Below are 18,115 nucleotides of genomic sequence, written 5' to 3' on the forward strand. Positions count from 1 at the left end.
TGTTAGTTGTCAAAATAATAGCATCAATATGTATACCAAATTCTAATTTTTAAAATTATAAATTCCTTTTTCTAACCAATTTTTATACGTTTCTATGTCTGTATATTGCTGTGGTGAGTTTAAAATTTCTAAATCAGCATTCATCAAAATATAATAAGGTTGCGATGCATTTTTAAAATTTACAACCTGAAATGTAGACCATTTATCACCGTAAGTTTTAATCTTTTTTATTTTACCATTTGCTTTTTTAAAACTGAATTGATCTGCTTCTGGCAACTTCTTTTCGTTATCATCTACATACAACGAAATTAGAATATAATCTTCTTTTAAAATATTATAAATTGATGGATCGCTCCATACGTTTTCTTCCATTTTACGGCAATTTACACATGCCCAACCTGTAAAATCTAATAAAATAGGTTTGTTAGTTTCTTGTGCCGCCTTTATACCTTCATCAAAATCTTTATAACAATCTAAACCTAAAGGACAATCTGATTCTTGCTGATAAATACTGTAAAATTGCGGTGGAGGAAAACCACTTAAAGCGCTTAAATTCCAAGTAGGATTTTTAAATGTTCCCGGAATTAAATAGATCACAAAAGCAAAAACTAAGACTCCAAAAGAAATTCTAAAAAAAGACAATTTCTTAAGAGGAGAATCGTGTGGGAATTTAATTTTACCGAATAAATAAAGTGCTAAACCAATAAAAATAGCAATCCAAATTCCTATAAAAATTTCACGTTTTAAAATTTCCCAATGGCCAACTAAATCAGAATTTGATAAAAATTTAAAAGCAAAAGCCAATTCTAAAAAACCAAGAATAACTTTGGTTGTATTTAACCAACCGCCAGATTTAGGCAAGGCGTTTAACAAGTTAGGAAACAATGCAAATAAAGCAAAAGGTAAAGCCAAAGCGAGTCCGAAACCAGTCATACCAGCAGAAAGCTGAAAAGCAGGATTGCCAACTGTACCTAAAGAACCCGCTAATAAAGAACCTAAAATTGGACCAGTACAAGAAAATGAAACAATAGCTAAAGTTAAAGCCATAAAGAAAATGCCAATAAAACCACCAATGTTGGATGCATCATCCATTTTATTTCCCCAAGAACTTGGTAACGTTATTTCATAAAAACCAAAAAATGATAAAGAGAAAAACACTAAAATGATAAAAAAGAATATGTTTAACCAAATATTGGTTGAAATTGTATTTAAAATACTTGGGTCTAAACCATCAATTAAGTGAAAAGGAACACTTAAAAGCATGTAAATTATTACGATAAATAATCCGTATAAAATTGCGTTAAAAATACCTTTACTTTTACTTTGAGATTGTTTTGTAAAAAATGATACTGTTAAAGGAATCATGGGGAAAACACAAGGTGTTAAAAGTGCTAATAAACCACCAATAAAACCTAAAAGAAATATATTCATTAAAGAGCTACCATCGTTATTATCTAATGTAGTATCTGTTTTAAGTAGTTCTGTGTTTTTTAAATTTAATTTTAACTTTTCGGTTAATTTTCTGCTTTTTTCATCTAAAATAATTTCCTCTTTTTCTAGAGTTTTACCATTTAAAGAAAATGAGAAAGAATCTTCTATTTGTATACATGCTTGTTTACAAACTTGCCCGTAAATTTCTAAAGTTATATTATCAATATTTGTATCTTCAATTAAAACACGTTGTGTAATGGTGGCTTTATTTTTGAAGAAAATTTCTTCTTTTTCCCAAACTTCAGAGTATTCTTTAGCCGTTTTACTTTCTTTCGCTTTGCCAACTAATTTATATCCTTTTTTGCCTTCTGGAATTACAATTTCTAAAGCTTGTGATGCATCTTCTGGATTGTATTGCGAATATAAATGCCAATCTTTTAAGATTTTCGCAGTAAAAACAGCATCGTATTCTGTCTCAGAAATTTTCTGTATTGATGTTTGCCAAACTAAAGGATTGTCTTCTGTTTGTGCATTTGCAAAAACAGTAAAACATAATGTAAGCAGTAAAAATAGTTTTTTCATTTTTCGGTAAATCTCTTATTTTAGAGATGATTAAATGGGTTTGTATCAATAATAGATATTGATATTTATTTTTTTTAAAAATACGTAAACCTTTTATAAAAGGCTAATTTTTATAAGAGAAGCATCGTTAGAAAATGTTAAAAATCTGTTGTCTTGCCTTTTTCCAATTATCCAAATAATTTCATCGGAACCATTACACAAAAGCCAAATGTTGTTTTTTTCTAACAAAGACATTTTTTCGTCTTTAAAATACTTACTCAGTTTCTTTTTTCCTTGCATTCCTGCCGGATAAAAATAGTCGCCATTTTGCCATTTTCTTACAACTAAAGGAAATTGTAAATGCTCTTTAGAAACGTAAATTGTATTTTTATTTTTTGTTGATTTTTCTGTCAAATGCTCTAAAGTTAAATGAATAGGTTCTAAAATTTCAGTATCCTTTTCATTAATCTTAAAAGTGTTTTGTTGTAAGGTCGAAAAATCTCTTTCAGACAAAATTAAAAATTCTCTATCTTTTAATAAAACGTGTGTTTTAGAAAAAACTTGTTTGCCAGATTGCGCTTTTAGCAAGTTGTGAACATCGTTAAATTCAGTAAAATTATAATTTTCTAAAAGTTGATATAAATAAGCTTTTGGGTTTTTTAATTGCTTAATTTTATCAATATTAATTTTAAATGAATTCTTATCATCTAAATATTCGATAACATCTTTAGAAACAATTTCAATTCTATCTTCAATAATTTCTTTACTCTCTTGTAAATTTGCTACAGTTTTAGAAAATGTTGCTAATATATTCGGATTTATTTCCTTTAAAACCGGTAAAACTTGATGCCTTATTTTATTACGAACATATTTTGTAGAAGCGTTGCTTTTATCTTCTCGCCAAGAAATATTATTAGAGGTAGCAAAGTTTAGAATTTCATCTCTAGAAAACTGTAAAAACGGACGAACGATAGAATTGTTTATTTCTGGAATTCCCGTAAACCCATCTAAACCAGAGCCTCGCGTTAAATTAATTAGAAAAGTTTCTAAATTGTCATCTGCATGATGGGCAGTTAACACATAATCGAAATTGTGTTTTTTACTTAATTCTTTAAACCAATTATATCTAAGATTTCTTGCGGCAATTTGTGTAGATTCTTTATTTTGTTGTGCTATTTTTTCTGTTTCAAAAGAAATGCTGTGGCAATCAATTTGTAATTTTTTGGCTAGGTTTTTTACGAATTCTTCATCTAAATCACTTTCTAAATTTCTTAATTTAAAATTGCAATGCGCTAAAGAAATATTAAAATCTAATGCCGCTAATAAGTGAGTTAATACAACAGAATCTATGCCGCCAGAAATGGCAATCAATAGCTTTTTATCCTTCAAAAAAGGAAGTTTACTATTTATATGATTAGATAATTTTTGACGCATAACAATTTTAAAAATACGTAATTTATTGCTGTTTTCTTAACCAAACTCTAATGTCTTTTCTTAAAGAAACCTCTGGTTTTGGTAACGGAATTGTTTTACCAAACTGTTTACTTCTGTTAAATTTAGAAAACGTAACTTTTAGTTGTTTCCATTCTGCAGGATACAGTTCTAAAAACTTATTAAACATATTTTGTTCTGTTGGTGTTTCTGATAAACTTTCTAAAGTTTTCTGAAAAAGTTCTTCTTTATTAAATATCATAATAAGTATATTTTTTTGGTTTTACTGGGCGTTTAGTAAAACGTATTTCATTGCTTTTGCTTTAAGCAAGCATTCTTCATATTCGTTTTCTACAATAGATTTTGCAGTAATTGCACCACCCACAGAGTATGAAACGTATTTTTTTTCTTCGTTGTATAGAATACTTCTAATAACAACATTAAAATCGAAATCGTTTTCTGGCGTAAAATAACCAATTGCGCCCGAATATAAACCTCTTTTGGTTTCTTCTAAGTCTTCAATAATTTGCATTGCAGAAACTTTTGGTGCGCCTGTCATGCTTCCCATAGGAAAAGTGCTTCGTAAAACTTCTACCGGATGCATTAACGCCGTATCTATATTAGAAACTACCGTAGATATCATTTGATGCACTTGTTTAAAAGAATACACTTTACATAATTCTTCAACCTTTACAGAGCCTTTAGTTGCAGTTTTAGAAAGATCGTTTCTTACCAAATCAACAATCATTACATTTTCTGCACGTTCTTTTTCATCTCTCATTAAATTTCGTGCAATTTTCTCATCATCAATTTGGCTAATTAATCTTTTTGCGGTTCCTTTTATAGGTTGCGAAATTATTTTACTGCCTTCCTTTTTAATATATCTTTCTGGTGATGAACACAAAGCATATTGATTCTCTAATTTTAAATAAGCAGCAAATGGTGGTTCAGAAATATCGTTTAAATGCTTGTAAACTTGTAACGGATTTATAGTAGCGTTTTCAGCATAAAATTCCTGACAAAAATTAGCTTCATAAATATCACCTCTTTTAATATGTTCTAAAACTTTTGATACTTTTTGATGATACTCATCTTTATGAATTCGTAATTTTATTTTGATGTCACTTTTAGAATTTTCAAAAACTGAAGAATTAAAATCTTTAATCGTTTTAAAGTCGTCTTCAATTTCATCATCAACCATTCTTAAATAATGAAATTCAACGAAATTTTCTTTTATAAAAACTAATTTTTGAGGTTGAAAAAAATACAAATCGGCAAAATCTAAATTGTCTAAATTTTTAGACTTTAAATGCTCAACATCATTTTTTACATCATAAGAAATATACCCAAAAATATAATCTTTTGTTGTAGTTTGATATTCTTTTAATTTATCAAATGCGTTGATGTAATCTGTTTTTATAGATGTAAATTCTTCAACAGCCAAAGCGCTATTAAAACTAGTATATGTTTGGTTATAGTTATTAGAATCTAACCAAAGTGCTGTTTCAAATTGTTGAGACCAACACAGTAAATTTTGTTTAAAAGTAGCGATGTTTTCAATAGAAAAAGTACGAACAGTTCTTTGCATAATTAATGCAAAAATACAATTCTTATTGTTTAGAAATGGAAAATTTTATGCAGATTTATTGGCTAAAAAGTTTTACCAAATGTAAACTGAATTGGCACTGCAACACCAGAGTTATTTGTAAAAATGTTTCCGTTAGAGTAGTGCATAATTCTAAATTCTGCATTGTATTGTCGTTTTTTTCCGAAGAAAAAACCAAGTCCCATTGTGTCTTGATATGTAATTTTTGGGCCGGTATTAAGGTTGTCTAAATTTCCTTTGGTTAAAAATGTTGGTCCAATAAGCGAGTAATTTGCATACATATCAAACTTATTTCTTCTTAAAAGATAAAAACGCATCGACGGAAAAATTGAAAAAGCAAGCACTTTCTCGTTGGTGGCTTCTGTATTAAACGCAGTTATACTTGCGCCCCAATCTAAAGAGAATATTTTTTCTGTTCTAAAAAGTAATTGTTGGTAGGTAATTGAAAAAGAGTTGGCGGCCTTTACTTCGCCAACCCAAAATACTGGTATGCCGAAACTTTCGAAGTTACCAACCTTTAAACTCATACCAAAAAACCGATTGACACCAAAGCCAATTTTACTTGTTCCGTAACTAACTTGTAGCATATTTTTGGGAAAAAAATGACCATTTTTGCCAAATTTATCAGCTTTTTCTTCGGATAATTTGTTGATATGGTATTCGAAACCTAGAGTTACTTGAGATATAGAAGGTTGATTTTCTTTTGTTGATTTTGGCAAGAATGTTCCGTTTAAATTCAACCTCCATTTTTTGTTCAATTTGTAGTTAAATCCAAAGCCATAAAGAAAGCTTGCATAATGCGCATCAGAATATACAACTTTATCATTTATAGAAAATCCTACTCTGGTTACGTTGGCAATTCCGCTCTCAGCAAAAAAAGACAATTTATCATTTAAGTTTATGTTTTTCTTTAAAGACAAAGACCAGGCATTTATCCAAACGCTGTTATGATAACCAACATTGTTAACGTTTGTGTATTGAAACCAAGAAGCAGGTCTTAATGTACCAAATTGAACCGCTAAATCGGGTAAGATTTTATAACCTAGTAGCAATCGTCCAGAAAAAATGTTTTTAGCAAACGCATCTGTTTGATAACCCTCTTTTAAATTATTATTTGAAAAAGGATAAAAAATTCCGCCAAAATTAATACTATAATATGCTTTTGATAAAAAGGAGTTTGGTTGTGTTTTGAAATCTGTATTTTCTTGAGCGTTAATGGATAAACTTGCTAAGAAAAATAATAGCATAAAAAGTTTCTTTTTCATTTTATAAAAATAGGAAACTTTTAAAAATAAAAAAAGCACCTAAATATTAGGTGCTTTTTTTATGAATGTCTGTAATTAAAAATACAGTTTTATGCATTTAACGGTTTACCGTCCCAAGCAGCTTTTGCAGCTTCTTTAACAGCTTCAGAATATGTTGGATGACCATGACAAATTCTAGCTAAATCTTCTGCAGATGCTCTATATTCCATAGCTACTGCAGCTTCCATAATTAAATCTGCAACACGTGCACCAACCATGTGTACACCTAAAATTTCGTCTGTATTTTTATCTGCTAAAACTTTAACAAATCCATCAATATCTCCACTAGCTCTAGATCTACCCAAGGCTCTCATAGAAAATTTACCAGATTTGTAATCTACTTTAGCATCTTTTAATTCTTGCTCTGTTTTACCAACAGCAGCAACTTCTGGCCAAGTATAAACAATACCCGGAATTAAATTATAATCGATATGTGGTTTTTCGCCAGCTAAAAATTCTGCAACAACTACACCTTCTTCTTCTGCTTTATGTGCCAACATTGCACCTTTAACTACATCGCCAATTGCATAAATGTTAGATACATTTGTTTGTAAATGATCATTTACAGCAACTTGTCCGCGTTCGTTAACTTCTACACCAACTTTTTCTAAACCTAAACCTTCTGTATATGCTTTTCTACCAACAGCAACTAAGCAATAATCTCCGGTAAAAGTAACTTCTTCTCCTTTTTTGTTGTTTGCTTTTACAGTAACTTCTTCTCCGTTTCTTTCTACAGAGGTTACACCATGACTTACAGCAAATTTGATACCTTGTTTTTTAAGAACTTTTTGTAATTCTTTAGAAACATCAGCATCCATAGTTGGTGTAATTTTTGGAGCATATTCTATAACCGTTACATCTGCGCCTAAACGCTTATAAACAGAACCTAATTCTAAACCAATAACACCACCACCAATTACTAATAAATGTTTAGGAACTTCGTTTAATTTTAAAGCTTCTGTAGATGTAATTACACGTTCTTTATCTAACGTTATAAATGGTAACGTAGAAGGTTTTGAACCTGTAGCAATAATAATATCGGTACCTTCTATTACTTCTGATGTACCGTCGTTTTTAGCAATGTTAACATGATTTTTGTCTACAAAAGAACCCAATCCTTCAAAAACATCGATGTCATTTTTATCCATAAGGTATTTGATTCCGCCTGTAGTTGTTTCTACAACTTTAGCTTTTCTATCGACCATTTTACCAAAATCGAAAGTTGGTTTTTCAACAGAAATACCGTGTTCTTCAAAATGATGAACTGCATCGTAATAATGATGAGAAGAATCTAATAAAGCTTTAGAAGGTATACAACCAACATTTAAACAGGTACCACCCAAAGTTGAATATTTTTCTATAATTGCTACTTTTTTGCCTAATTGAGAAGCTCTAACTGCAGCTATATATCCTCCAGGACCAGAACCAATTACAATAATATCATATTTCATAAGTAAGTTTATTTTGTGTTTTTTGCAACCTAATGCTTTGTTTTCTAATAATAATTGACAAAAATACGGATATTTTCATAAAATAAAGTAAGAATTTAGTAGTTTTACAGTATAAAATATTCTTAAAATTTACAGATGAAAACCCTAAAAAAAATATTAGTTTTTCTATTAGTTATACTTGTAATTGCTCAGTTTTTTGGTCCAGAAAAAAATGATGGTGAAATGACTTCTGTTGCTGCTTTTGTGTCAGAAACAAATCCGCCAGAAGATGTTAAAAAAGTATTAGAAACAACTTGTTACGATTGCCATTCAGATAAAACAGTTTATCCTTGGTACAGTAACATTACACCTGTAAATTATTGGTTAGACGATCATATTAAAGACGGTAAAAAGCATTTAAACTTTTCTAAATGGAGTTCTTATTCTTTAAAAAAGAAAGAACATAAAATGGACGAACTTTACGAAGAAGTAGAAAAAGGAGAAATGCCATTAGATTCTTATACTTGGACGCATGCCGATGCAAATCTTACGCAAGAGCAAATTAATGCTGTTGTTACTTGGGGTAAAAAGGTACAAGCCGATTATAAACTTCAAATGAATTCTAAATAATTGCAAAATAACACAGTTTTAATTATTGGTGCTGTTTGGGTAGAACCTAATTCTTCTGCCGCAGGCAAAAGAATGTTGCAGTTAATTGACCAGTTTTTAGAAAAAGAATATCACATAACCTTTGCATGTGCGGCACAAAAAAGTGAAAAAGCATTAGATTTAAAATCTTTAGGTATAGAAGAAGTTTTTATCGAGCTTAACAATATTTCTTTTGATGCTTTTGTAAAGAAACTTAAACCCAATATAGTTTTATTTGATCGATTTATGATCGAAGAACAATTTGGTTGGCGTGTTGCAGAACATTGTCCGAATGCAATTACAATTTTAGATACAGAAGACTTGCATTGTTTGCGTAAAACTAGAGAGTTTTGTGTTAAAAAGGAGCTTCCTTTTTCAGTTTCAGAACTTTTAAAACAAGACATTACAAAGAGAGAAATTGCATCTATTTTAAGATGCGATTTGTCTCTAATTATTTCTACTTATGAAATGGAATTGCTAAAAGATGTCTTTAAAATACCTTCTAATGTGATTCTTTATTTACCTTTTATGTTTGAAGAAATAGATGCCTTACAAACAGAAAAGTGGCAGCATTTTACAGAAAGAGAACATTTTATATTTATCGGAAATTTTTTTCATAAACCAAATGTTGATGCAGTTTTAACTTTAAAAAAAGAAATTTGGGCTAAAGTTAGAAAACAACTTCCTAAGGCAGAGTTACATATTTATGGTGCCTATGTTACCCAACAAATACAAGAATTAAATAATAAAAAAGAAGGTTTTTTAATTAAAGGATTTGCAAAGGATGCAAATAATGTAGTTAAAAATGCCAAAGTAGTTTTAGCTCCTTTAAATTTTGGTGCAGGTATAAAAGGCAAATTAACAGAAGCCATGCTTTGCGGTACGCCAAGTGTAACAACAAGTATTGGTGCAGAAGGAATGGCAAATAATTTTGAGTGGAACGGTTTTATAGAAGACGATTATACAGATTTTGCAAACAAAGCTATTCTACTTTATAATGATGAGTCAACTTGGAAGAATTCTCAGCAAAAAGGAATTGATATTATTAATTCTATTTACAGTAAAAAGAAAAATGGAGTAGTTTTGTCAAGTAAAATTCAAGAAATTCAACAAAATTTAGAGAAACATAGGGCTTCTAATTTCTTTGGAAGTTTGTTGCAACATCAAACTTTACAAGCAACAAAATATATGAGTAAATGGATTGAAGCTAAGAATAGTAACTAGCAATTATATTTTAGGGTCATAATCTAGAGGTAGTGAATTTGCAAACTTTTCGTAAGACCAATATCCTTCATAAAAAACATTTAACGGATTGATTAATGTTCCGTTTTTATCTATAATAGTAGGCAGTTTTAAAGGAATTATAGAAGAGGTTTGTGGTAATGCTTTTCTTGGTTTGCTAAATGCAGCTCTTAAAATATAACCTTCTTCTTCTAATTCTTTTGTGTAAACGATACTTAAATTGTTCTTAAAATTAAGGTAAGAAACACCATTTTTAAATTTTAAGATGTCTTTAATTGGCACTTTAGATTTGTATAAATAATCTTTAAATTTGGGTAATTTAGCTTTTTTTAAAGTAACCAAAGCCGAGTCTAAAGGTGTTTTTGGTATTTCAATCTTTTTTAAAAAGTTGATTTTATTTCTGTACAACTTCACCAATTCCCTAGCTTTTTTTATAACACTTTCACTTGGTCTATCTGGGTTTAAAACTCTTTTGAATTGATGTATCAAATATCCATCTAAATAAGTTGTACCTTTTAATAAAGATTGATAAAAATGAGTAAAAGAACCGTTGTAAGTTTCTAAACGTTTTTGCTGCCATTTACGCTTCTTTCTTTTGCTTCCTTTTAAATTTTGATATCTAGAATAGCCTAAATACGTAACAGTTTTGTTATTTATTACAAATTCTTCAAGTTCGAAAATTATTTTATACCCCAAGCTTTTATGCTTTATTTCTAGAGGTTTTTTTGCAATTGCGGTAAGAATATTTTTTTTAGAGTTATCGGTAAAATGTAAAACTTCTGGGTTTAAAATTTCGCAATCTTTCGCAATTTCTGTTCTACCAATAAATTCTTTTTTAAAGGTAGAAAGATTGTATTTCCACTCATCATTATAAACTGTTTTTCGTAAAATTATTTCGTCTAAAGTACTGTTTTCTTGTTTTAAATTGAAAACTAAAGGTTTGGTATAATTTGATGTGTTTAAAGTATAGTTTATTTTTTTATAACCTAGATAAGAAACAATTAAATCATACTGTCCTTCTTTTACTTTAATAGAAAATTCACCATTAGAATTGGTAGTTGTACCAAGCATCGTATTATTAAAATATACCGCTGCACCCTCTAATGGATCACTTTTTTCAAGCACAGTACCTTTAATGGTTATTTGTGAAGAAATTTGTGACGACAAAAATAAGACAATAATGTAAATACAATCTTTCATACTTTAATAACGTATAAAAATGTATTTTATAACAAAATAAATCAATTAACGTTCAGAATTAAGCAAACCAGCTCTTTTTAAAAGGGCATCTGGTTTTGGTTCTTTTCCTCTAAAACGTTTGTATAATTTCATTGGTTTTTCTGTACCACCTTTAGAAAGAACGTTGTCTTTAAACTTTGTAGCAACTTCTTTATTAAAAATTCCTTCTTCTAAAAAATATTCAAATGCATCTGCATCTAAAACTTCTGCCCATTTATAAGAGTAGTATCCAGAAGAATATCCACCCTGAAAAATATGTGAAAAAGCAGTACTCATTGCGTTTTCTTTTACATCTGGATATAATTTTGTGTTAGAAAAAGCGTCGTTTTCAAACTCTTTTACAGAATTTATTTCTGATGGATTTTCTGAGTGCCATTTCATGTCTAAAAGTCCGAAACTTAATTGACGTAAGGTTTGCATACCTTCATGAAAACTTGCAGATTCTTTAATTTTCTCTACATATTTCATAGGTATAACTTCATCAGTTTCGTAGTGTCTTGCAAACAATTCTAAAGCTTCTTTTTCGTAACACCAGTTTTCTAAAACCTGACTTGGTAATTCTACAAAATCCCAAGAAACAGAAGTTCCAGACAGACTATTGTAGGTTGTGTTTGCTAACATACCATGTAAAGCGTGCCCAAACTCATGAAACAATGTTGTAACCTCATTAAAAGTAAGTAAAGAAGGTTTGGTTTCTGTGGGCTTTGTAAAGTTACACACTATAGAAACATGTGGTCTGTCGTTAATTCCGTTTTTTATTTGTTGTGACTTGTAAGAAGTCATCCACGCACCATTTCTTTTACCTTTTCTAGGATGAAAATCAGCATAAAAAACAGCAATAAAATTATCTTCGTTATCTGTTACATTATAAGTTTTAACATCTTCATGATATTTATCGATAGAGTTTATTTCTTCGAAATTTAAATCAAATAATCTATTTGCAATTTCGAAAACTCCATTAATAACGTTTTCTAATTTAAAGTATGGTTTTAATAATTCTTGATCTAAATCGAATAATTCTTTCTTTAGTTTTTCAGAATAATAAGCACCATCCCATTTTTGTAATTTATCTATTCCGTCAAGTTCTTTTGCGTATTTTTCTAAGTTTTCAAATTCCTTAAGCGCAGCAGGTTTTGCTTTTTCTAATAAATTATTAGAAAATTCGATTACTTTTTCAGGCGTTTCTGCCATTCTTTCTTCTAATACAAAATGAGCATGCGTATTGTAACCTAGTAAATTTGCTCTTTTATGACGAAGGTTAACAATTTCTAAAACAATTTTTTCGTTATTGAATTCGTTTTCTTGAAAACCTTTTTTACCCGCTGCAATTGCCATTTTTTTTCTTAAATCTCTATTATCAGCATAAGTTAAAAACGGAATGTAACTTGGGTAATCTAGTGTAAAAATGTAACCATCTTTGTTTTTAGATTTGGCAACTTCTTTAGCCGCTTCTTTAACACTTTCTGGTAAGCCAGCAACATCTTCTGGTTTGGTTAAATGCATTTCAAAAGCATTGGTTTCTGCAAGTACATTTTCGCCAAATTTTAACGAAAGCTTAGATAGTTTAGCGTCTATATCTCTAAGTTCTTTCTTGTTTTCTTCATTTAGATTAGCACCATTTCTTGCAAAACTTTTATATTGTTTTTCTAACAACATTTCTTGCTCTGGCGATAATTTTAAATCTTCTCTATTATTAAAAACAGCTTTTACACGATTAAAAAGTTCTTCGTTTAGTGTGATGTCATTTCTAAATTCGCTTAACCAAGGCGAGATTTCTTGTGCTATTTTCTGAATTTCATCATTAGTTTCTGCAGAATTTAAGTTGAAAAAGATACTTGTAATTCTATTTAATTTTTCACCAGAAAAATCTAATGCAACAGTTGTGTTTTCGAAACTCGGTGTTTCTGAGTTATTTACAATTTCATTTATTTCTTGCTTTGCAATTTCTATTGCTTTTAGAATTGCAGGTTTGTAGTCTTTAGTTGAAATTTTTGAAAAAGGAGCTGTATTAAAGTCTTGTAAAAGTGGATTCATAAATGTGTGTATATCAGTTTTCAAAGATAAAAAAACTTATTTTTTTATTCTGTAATCTAAAATAAACATCTGTTAAACTTATTTTAACAACCGTTTATCGAAGTTTTATTGATTTTATTAAAAAATGTATTTATTTTTGATTAGGTTCTAAAATCCCCAAAAACTACTATGAAAAATTTTTTATTAAATATAACCTTCTTAACCCTAACGATTTGCAGTTTTTCTCAAACAGATAATGATGGTTTTTATTTTGATGGTGTAAATGATTTTATAAATGTAGGTGGTGCTTCAAATACAAATATTTCAAATATTAATAGTACAACTACAAACAATAGAACTTACGAGACTTGGTTTAAAGCAGCAGAAGTTACTACCAGACAATTTATTATGAAAGAGGGTGCTGGTACTAGAGCTGTTATTATTTATATAGAAGGTGGGTATTTGGTTGTAGGAGGATATAATAGAGCAGACTACACACCAAGATGGGAAGGAACCTATTTTAGAAAGGCAATTACTGCGGATACATGGTACCATGTGGCACTTGTTTTAGACGATGCTCAGGCGGCAAATAATACTACAAATCCTATGGGTGCTAACCAAAATACAGCTTTAAAATTTTATTTAGACGGTACCTTAATTGGTGAAAATTCAGGTTATCAGTTTGGACCACACAATACCGTAAGATTAGGATATAAGGATACTAGTGTAAGATTTCCAAGTATAACAGCAGCAGGGTGGACAAATCAATTAGATTCTGATTATTTTTATAGTCCATCTGGTTTAACAAGTTATTCGGGAACTAATTATTTTGAAGGATATTTATGGGGATTTAGACTTTGGAATCGAGTGAGAACTCCACAAGAAATAGACGATTACAAATCAGATATAATTACTACAGTTGGTACAGATGATTTAGTAGCAATTTTAGATGGAGATACATTTACATATTTAGCAAATGATAATGTAAGTACTAATGAAGCAACAGTTTCTCCTGTAGCAACAATTATTTGGAGTGCAACTGCTGCATCTACAGATTGGAATACGGGTTCTAATTGGGTAGGTGGTGTTGTACCAGATATATTAACAAAAGAGGCTGTAGAAATTCAAGCTTCAACAAATTATCCAATAATAACTTCTGGAACTCATATTGTAGCTGGAGACCTGCAAGTTAATGCAAGTGCAAGTATTACTGTTCTTAGTGGTGGTACTTTAGAGGTTAGTTATGATATTGTTAACAATGGTACTATTGATGTTAAAGAAAGTGGCAGTTTAGTGTTAAGAGAAAAGAAAGTTTTAGGCGGTACAGGAGATTATATTGTTGAAAGAAATACACCTACATATAATGGTAATGATTTCTATTCTTATTGGAGTTCACCAGTTGTTAGTGCAGATTCAAATATTGCAACAGTTTTTCCTGATGCAGAACTTATATATGCATTCGAAGCAAGTTCATCAAATTCAGATTGGGTATTTCATGGTACTTCAAATTTCGAGAAAGGAATGGGGTATGCTGTTCAAAATGAAGGTATAGGTGGTCAATTAAGAACTTTTACAGGTGTTGTTAATTCAGGAGATATTTCGGTAAATGTTTACAATACATCAAATTTATCAGGCTCTGATAATGATGGCGATACTTGGTCTACAAATGGAGATAATTTAGTTGGTAATCCCTACCCAGCAGCAATAGATTGGGATTTAGTAATTACAGATCCAGATAATACAGAAATTCTAGGAACCATATATTTATGGAACCAAGCAACTGCAGAAGTAGGTGAAAACAATGTTTCAGATTATCTGCAATATAATTTAACAGGTGGTGTTACAAATACTGCTACAGGAAATATTGGTACTGGCCAAGGTTTTTTTGTAAGAGCTATATCAAATAGTTCGATAAAATTTAAAACAACACATCAAATTGCGTCTAGCAATACGCAATTTTATAAGTCTAATCATAGAAAAATTCTCGAAGAGAAAAAAGATAGGTCTTGGATTAAGTTTACAAGAGGAAATCAAACCAATACTTTGTTAATAGGTTTCTTAGAAGGAGCAACAGAAGGTGTAGACAGAATTTATGACGCTGGTTTTGATACAAATCAAAAATCTTTAGGTTTCTATTCGTTGATAAATAATTCTATAAAAGCATCTATACAAGGTTTGCCTGTTTTACAGAACGATGAAGAAATTGTACCCTTAGGTTTTATTGTAGATAAAGTAGGTGAGTATTCAATCGGAATTCAAGAAGAAACTATAAACGATGATTACACCGTTTATTTATTTGATAAAGAACTAGATTTATTATTCAATCTAGAAGAAGGTGATTATAATTTCTCTATAGAAACCTTAGGAGAAAATAATGAGAGATTCGAGATAAAGTATTCGAAAGCTAGTAAAGAAGAAACAACTTTAAGTACAGAGGTAGTAGAAAATATTGATGATACTTTAAATCTATATGTCAACTCAAATAGAGAGTTGATTATCAAAAAAAATACGCAAGAAGAAATCAAAAATATTCAAGTTTATAACTTACAAGGTAGATTTATAAGTGTTTTTAAAAGTGAAGATTTAAAAAGCGTTTCTAACTACAGTAAAGGCGTATATTTTGTTAAAGTAACTTTTAGCGATAAGCAAGAGTTTAGAAAGAAAATTCTTATTTATTAAGATCTTAATTTCTTGGTCGTTTTTGTAAGCTTTTACAAGTCTAAACGACATAACAATAGTGTTATAGCACATTTAAAAAAAAGAATTATGAAGAAAATTACAATTTATATTTTATATGTTTTTATAATTGCTTACAGTTCTTTACAAGCTCAAATTCCATGTTCAGCTGGTTTTGAAGCTAACGGAACCAACGATTATATTACAATACCAAATACAGATGCCATAAATTTACAGAATACCAAAAACAGAACTGTAGAGTTTTGGTTTAAACCTTCGGATATTACTACAAGGCAGGTTTTGTATGAAGAAGGAGCACAGGTAAACGTTATTTTATTTTATATAGAAGCAGGAAGAATTTATTTAGGTGGATATAGAAATAATGCAGATACAGCAGCCAGAAGAAGATTTTTTAGATCTGAATTAGGTGAAATTTCTGTTGATAAATGGACTCACGTAGCGCTAACAATAGAAGATACAGCTTCGCCAGATGTAACTTTTAGATGGTATTTAGATGGTGTAGAAAAAGATCAACAAGATGGTTTGCAGGTAAGTACACACTCAGGTAATATTTCTATAGGTAGAAATGGAGGTTCAGTTAGGTATCCAACAAGTTTTTCAAGCGGTTCTACTTATAACGGAGCTTTCTCTGGTCAAAATAATGTTGACAATAACTTTGATGGAAATATATCTTTATTAAGAATCTGGAACATTGCAAGAACAGAAACAGAGATAGATACTAATAAATCTGCATATCTAACTGCCGGTACAAGTTTAGTTGCTTACCAAGATGGCGATCAAGTTAATTACGAGGCAAATGGTGCATCTTCTATTGCAGCAACAACAACTGCAAACGGAAGTAACACAAGTTATACATGGAATGGTGGTGCTTCTTCAGATTTTTCTAACGATACAAATTGGGCAGCAACATCACCAGAAGTTTCTAAGACACAAACTGTGGTGATTCAAAATGGTTCAAATAATCCAGAAATAACATCAGAAGTTAAAATAGGAAGATTAACAATAGAAGCAGGAGCAGAGGTTGTTGTAAAAAGTGGCGGAACTTTAAATATCTTTTATGGTTTAACTAATAATGGTACAATTACAGTCGAAGATGGCGGCGCTTTAATTTTTAATTCTTGTAATGCAACAATTGCCGGTTCTGGAGATTTTAATATTAAAAGAGCAACACCAAATTATTCTGGAAACGATTTTTATTCTTATTGGAGTTCTCCTGTAATTGCTGCAGACTCTAATATTGCAACAGTATTCCCTGATGCAGAGTTAATTTATAGGTTTGATGCAAGTAGTACAAATTCAGATTGGGCTTTTCATGGTACTGCAGATTTTAACCCAGGTGTTGGTTATGCAATTCAGAACGAAGGTGTAGGCGGTCAATTAAGAACTTTTACAGGAAAGTTAAATGAGGGTGATGTAGTTGTAAATGTTTTTAACTCTAGCAATTTAGCAAGTACAGATCCAGATAATGTTTGGTCTACTTCTGGAGATAATCTAGTTGGTAATCCTTATTTTTCTGCAATAGATTGGGATTTGGTAAGCGCAGATACAGACAATGCAGATATTGATGGAACCATTTATTTATGGAATCAAAATACTGCAGAAGTTGGAGATAATAATGTTTCTGATTACCTGCAGTATAATGCAACTGGTGGTTTAAGTAATACTACGACAGGTAAGATTGGTTCAGGGCAAGGTTTTTTTGTTAGAACTACAACTAATAGTACGTTAACTTTTAAAACTACGCATCAAATTGTGGCAAATAATACACAGTTTTATAAGTCTGATAAAGCTAAGGTCACAGAAAAGAGAGAAGGAAGATCTTGGTTTACTTTTAACAAAGGCAATAAAACAAATACTTTATTAGTTGGTTTTCTTAAGGGAGCAACCAATAGATATGATAGGCTTTATGACGCACCTTTTGATATTAGTCAAAAATCTATGGGTTTTTATTCTCATGTTAGAGGAGGTGCAAAAGCATCTATACAAGGTTTGCCAATTTTAAAAAGAGATAAAAAAGTGGTGAAGTTAGGTTTTGTTGTTGATGAATTAGGTGAATATTCTATCGGAATTCAAGATGAGAAAATAGATGAAGATTACTACATTTATTTAAGAGATACAGAAGCTAAGAAAACAGTAGATCTAAGACAAAGAGATTATACCTTTACAATTGATACTGTTGGTGAAAATAACACAAGATTTAAAATTATTTATACTAAAGATAAAAGAAGAGCTACAAAGAAAACTGGTAAAGAAGCTATATTAGTAGAAGAAGTAGACTCAGAAGATTTTGCAGTTTATGTAGACGGCGCAAAAGAGTTAATTGTAGAATATGATTTTGATGTTGACAATATTAAAGATGTAACTTTATATACCATTCAAGGTAGAAAAGTAAAAACGTTTTTAGGTACAGAGGCTAAAAATATTTCTAACTTAAAGACAGGTATATATATTGTAAATACAACATTAATTGATAATAGAAATTTCACAAAAAAAATACTGATTGCAAACTAGCA

At 30.1% G+C, this 18,115-nt stretch carries 12 protein-coding genes; 4 read left to right on the forward strand and 8 right to left on the reverse strand.

Annotated features, from left to right (window positions below):
* Positions 1 to 42: 42 nt before the first annotated feature.
* The 6 genes from B5464_RS09220 to lpdA all read right to left on the reverse strand — a co-directional run bounded on the left by B5464_RS09220 (position 43) and on the right by lpdA (position 7,784).
* Positions 43 to 2,013, reverse strand: a complete 1,971-nt coding sequence (locus tag B5464_RS09220; protein WP_079738126.1) for a protein-disulfide reductase DsbD — start codon at positions 2,011 to 2,013, stop codon at positions 43 to 45.
* A gap of 93 nt (positions 2,014 to 2,106) precedes the next feature.
* Positions 2,107 to 3,426 carry a tRNA lysidine(34) synthetase TilS gene (gene tilS, locus B5464_RS09225; RefSeq protein ID WP_079738127.1) on the reverse strand — a complete coding sequence of 440 codons (1,320 nt, stop codon included), beginning with the start codon at positions 3,424 to 3,426 and terminating at the stop codon, positions 2,107 to 2,109.
* A 22-nt stretch (positions 3,427 to 3,448) separates the two neighbouring features.
* Positions 3,449 to 3,685, reverse strand: a complete 237-nt coding sequence (locus tag B5464_RS09230) for a hypothetical protein (protein WP_079738128.1) — start codon at positions 3,683 to 3,685, stop codon at positions 3,449 to 3,451.
* Between the two features lie 21 nt (positions 3,686 to 3,706).
* Positions 3,707 to 5,011 (reverse strand): anthranilate synthase component I family protein, encoded by a 1,305-nt coding sequence (locus B5464_RS09235; protein ID WP_079738129.1) that lies wholly within the window; start codon positions 5,009 to 5,011, stop codon positions 3,707 to 3,709.
* A gap of 62 nt (positions 5,012 to 5,073) precedes the next feature.
* Complete coding sequence (locus B5464_RS14350) at positions 5,074 to 6,294, reverse strand: acyloxyacyl hydrolase (protein ID WP_154066956.1); 1,221 nt, start codon at positions 6,292 to 6,294, stop codon at positions 5,074 to 5,076.
* Positions 6,295 to 6,383: 89 nt separating this feature from the next.
* A complete protein-coding gene (lpdA, locus tag B5464_RS09250) occupies positions 6,384 to 7,784 on the reverse strand; it encodes a dihydrolipoyl dehydrogenase (protein WP_079738130.1) in 1,401 nt (466 codons plus the stop codon).
* Between the two features lie 135 nt (positions 7,785 to 7,919).
* Between lpdA and B5464_RS09255 the strand changes: the two genes are divergently transcribed.
* Together B5464_RS09255 and B5464_RS09260 are read left to right on the forward strand one after the other, a co-directional pair.
* A complete protein-coding gene (locus tag B5464_RS09255; RefSeq protein ID WP_079738131.1) occupies positions 7,920 to 8,393 on the forward strand; it encodes a heme-binding domain-containing protein in 474 nt (157 codons plus the stop codon).
* Positions 8,394 to 9,635, forward strand: coding sequence for a glycosyltransferase (locus tag B5464_RS09260; protein WP_079738132.1), 1,242 nt, complete (start codon positions 8,394 to 8,396; stop codon positions 9,633 to 9,635).
* Between the two features lie 3 nt (positions 9,636 to 9,638).
* Here the strand turns inward: B5464_RS09260 and B5464_RS09265 are convergent, their stop codons facing one another.
* Entirely contained in the window at positions 9,639 to 10,853 is a 1,215-nt protein-coding gene (locus B5464_RS09265) for a carboxypeptidase-like regulatory domain-containing protein (protein WP_079738133.1), read from the reverse strand.
* A gap of 45 nt (positions 10,854 to 10,898) precedes the next feature.
* Positions 10,899 to 12,926, reverse strand: a complete 2,028-nt coding sequence (locus B5464_RS09270; protein WP_079738134.1) for a M3 family metallopeptidase — start codon at positions 12,924 to 12,926, stop codon at positions 10,899 to 10,901.
* A 168-nt stretch (positions 12,927 to 13,094) separates the two neighbouring features.
* Between B5464_RS09270 and B5464_RS09275 the strand changes: the two genes are divergently transcribed.
* Together B5464_RS09275 and B5464_RS09280 are read left to right on the forward strand one after the other, a co-directional pair.
* A complete protein-coding gene (locus tag B5464_RS09275; RefSeq protein ID WP_079738135.1) occupies positions 13,095 to 15,584 on the forward strand; it encodes a T9SS type A sorting domain-containing protein in 2,490 nt (829 codons plus the stop codon).
* A gap of 87 nt (positions 15,585 to 15,671) precedes the next feature.
* Positions 15,672 to 18,113 (forward strand): LamG-like jellyroll fold domain-containing protein, encoded by a 2,442-nt coding sequence (locus B5464_RS09280; protein WP_079738136.1) that lies wholly within the window; start codon positions 15,672 to 15,674, stop codon positions 18,111 to 18,113.
* Positions 18,114 to 18,115 lie beyond the last annotated feature (2 nt).

The organism is Polaribacter sp. KT 15 (genome assembly GCF_900143115.1).
GTDB lineage: Bacteria > Bacteroidota > Bacteroidia > Flavobacteriales > Flavobacteriaceae > Polaribacter > Polaribacter marinaquae.